The sequence below is a fragment of the Mesorhizobium sp. M7A.F.Ca.CA.003.01.2.1 genome (genome assembly GCF_003998945.1).
Lineage (GTDB): Bacteria > Pseudomonadota > Alphaproteobacteria > Rhizobiales > Rhizobiaceae > Mesorhizobium > Mesorhizobium ciceri.
In genome coordinates this window covers 1-1,869 of the sequence record NZ_RZRA01001036.1, presented here as the reverse complement: position 1 = coordinate 1,869, position 1,869 = coordinate 1, and the positions used below count along the sequence as shown (strand labels likewise).

Genomic DNA, 1,869 nt, shown 5'->3' with positions numbered 1-1,869 from the left:
CCCCTGTCGCCGATGCTCTCGAAGCGCTTCCCCTCGGGATCATCAGGCGGTGCGGCCGTCGACAAATTGACCCGGGAAAAACGCTTGGCTTCCATTCTCAAGACTCACTCTGAAATGTCTGCCGAGCAATAGGGAGCGAGTGGTTAACAGTTGCTTCCCGGATGGGTCGCCTACGATCCTGAGCGCCAAAATCTTCGCGAGCGACGCGGCACGATCGTCGCCTCGCCGCACCCACCGCGGTGGCGCGATCTACTCGCTGTGCCATAGCAGGCCGATGGGTCTCTTCGGCCAATCTCTGTTCAGAATCTGGCTCTGTTCGGGAATCTGGTCATGATCCCACGATCATCCCGTCATGCCTGGGGCGCCAGACCGTTTTCGTGAAGCAGATGAGGTGCGCTAGCCGGTCTTGCCGTGCCGGACAAGGTCCTGGGCAATGGACAGCTGCAGCGCTTCCGCCAACTCTCGCGCCGCGCGATTCTCGGCGTCGATCTGCGCCCGGTATGCGGCGAATTCCTGACGCGGCCTGTCGAAGGACGAGGTGATCGAACGCTTGCCGGATGCGATCACCACGCCGGTCTTCGCATCGGCCAGCGTATAGCTGCCGGTCAGCGTCACGGAACCGGCGGTCGGCTCGTCTTCGTCGGTTCCGACCTGCACAAGTGCCGCGGACTCGACCGCTTCGGTCACGCCGAGATTGAGCGAATAGGCCGGCGAGGCCGGCTCGCCGGCGCCTCGTCCAAACCCGAAAATGAGATTGTTGCGCACCTGTTGGCCGTAACGCGTATTGACCGGCTTGATGCCGATCAACGCCAGTTCGGCACTGGCACTGGCCTGCGAACCCGACAGTGGCGCGCTCGAATAGAGCGGCCGCACCGTGCAGGCCGAGACAAGCGCGAGCGAACCTATCAGGCCGGCAAGCGCCATGCGGCGCAGCAAATGGCTCAACTCTGTCTTTTCCCGATCAGGCAACGACATTGACGATCCTCTGCGGCACGATGATCACCTTGCGCGGAGCCTTCCCTTCGAGTGCTTTCTGCACGAAGTCGAGAGCCAATACCGCTTTTTCGACCGCACCTTGGTCCGCGTCGCGGGCAATTGTCAAATCCCCCCGCTTCTTGCCGTTGACCTGTACCGGATAGGTGACTTCGTTGTCGACGACCAGCGCCGGATCGAAGACCGGCCAAGGCCGTTCGGCAACGAGATCGGTGCCGCCGAGCGTTGCCCAGCACTCCTCGGCCAGATGCGGCATGACCGGCGCGATCAGATGCACGAGAATCTCCACCGCCTGCCGGCAGGCGCCTTTCAGCGCTGCATCGGCCTTGCCTTCTGCCACCTCGTTAAGCGGCGTGGTCAGCGCGTTGGCCAGTTCGTAGATGCGGGCGATGGCGCGGTTGAAAGCGAGCTTCTCGATATCCTCTCCGACCGCCTTGAGTATCTTGTGCGCGGCCTTGGAAACCACCGCGGCCTCGCCGCTGCTGGCCGCCACGGGCTTGATGCCGGCCAGTGTTTCGGCCGCCGTCGACACCAGGCGCCAGATGCGCTGGATGAAGCGATGCGCGCCGGCGGCGCCATCGTCGGTCCACTCGACATCGCGCTCGGGAGGCGAATCCGACAGCATGAACCAGCGCGCCGTATCGGCGCCGTAGCCATCGGTGATGTCTTCCGGGCTCACAGTGTTCTTCTTCGACTTCGACATCTTTTCCAGCGGGCCGATGGAGACGGTCTCGCCGGTGGCGATCTCGATGGCGCTGCGCTTGCCGTCAACGTCGTCCAGCCGAACTTCGGTGGGCGCCAGCCAGCGGCCGTTCGATGCCGAGCCAACACGATAGGTTTCGTGCACCACCATGCCTTGCGTGAACAGGCCCTTGA

Annotated in this window: 2 protein-coding genes; both read right to left on the bottom strand. The window is 63.3% G+C overall.

Going from position 1 to position 1,869, the window contains the following annotated elements; all coding sequences use genetic code 11:
• Positions 1-396: 396 nt before the first annotated feature.
• Positions 397-975 (bottom strand): LPS assembly lipoprotein LptE, encoded by a 579-nt coding sequence (gene lptE / locus EN969_RS29295; protein WP_013529029.1) that lies wholly within the window; start codon positions 973-975, stop codon positions 397-399.
• A partial coding sequence (locus tag EN969_RS29290; RefSeq protein WP_164758600.1) for a class I tRNA ligase family protein occupies positions 962-1,869 on the bottom strand: 908 nt, incomplete at its 5' end. The genes lptE and EN969_RS29290, both read right to left, overlap by 14 nt.

Bases quoted from the DNA above. Each gene is read 5' to 3' on its own strand.
- lptE (WP_013529029.1), bottom strand. From the start codon at position 975: ATGTCGTTGCCTGATCGGGAAAAGACAGAGTTGAGCCATTTGCTGCGC.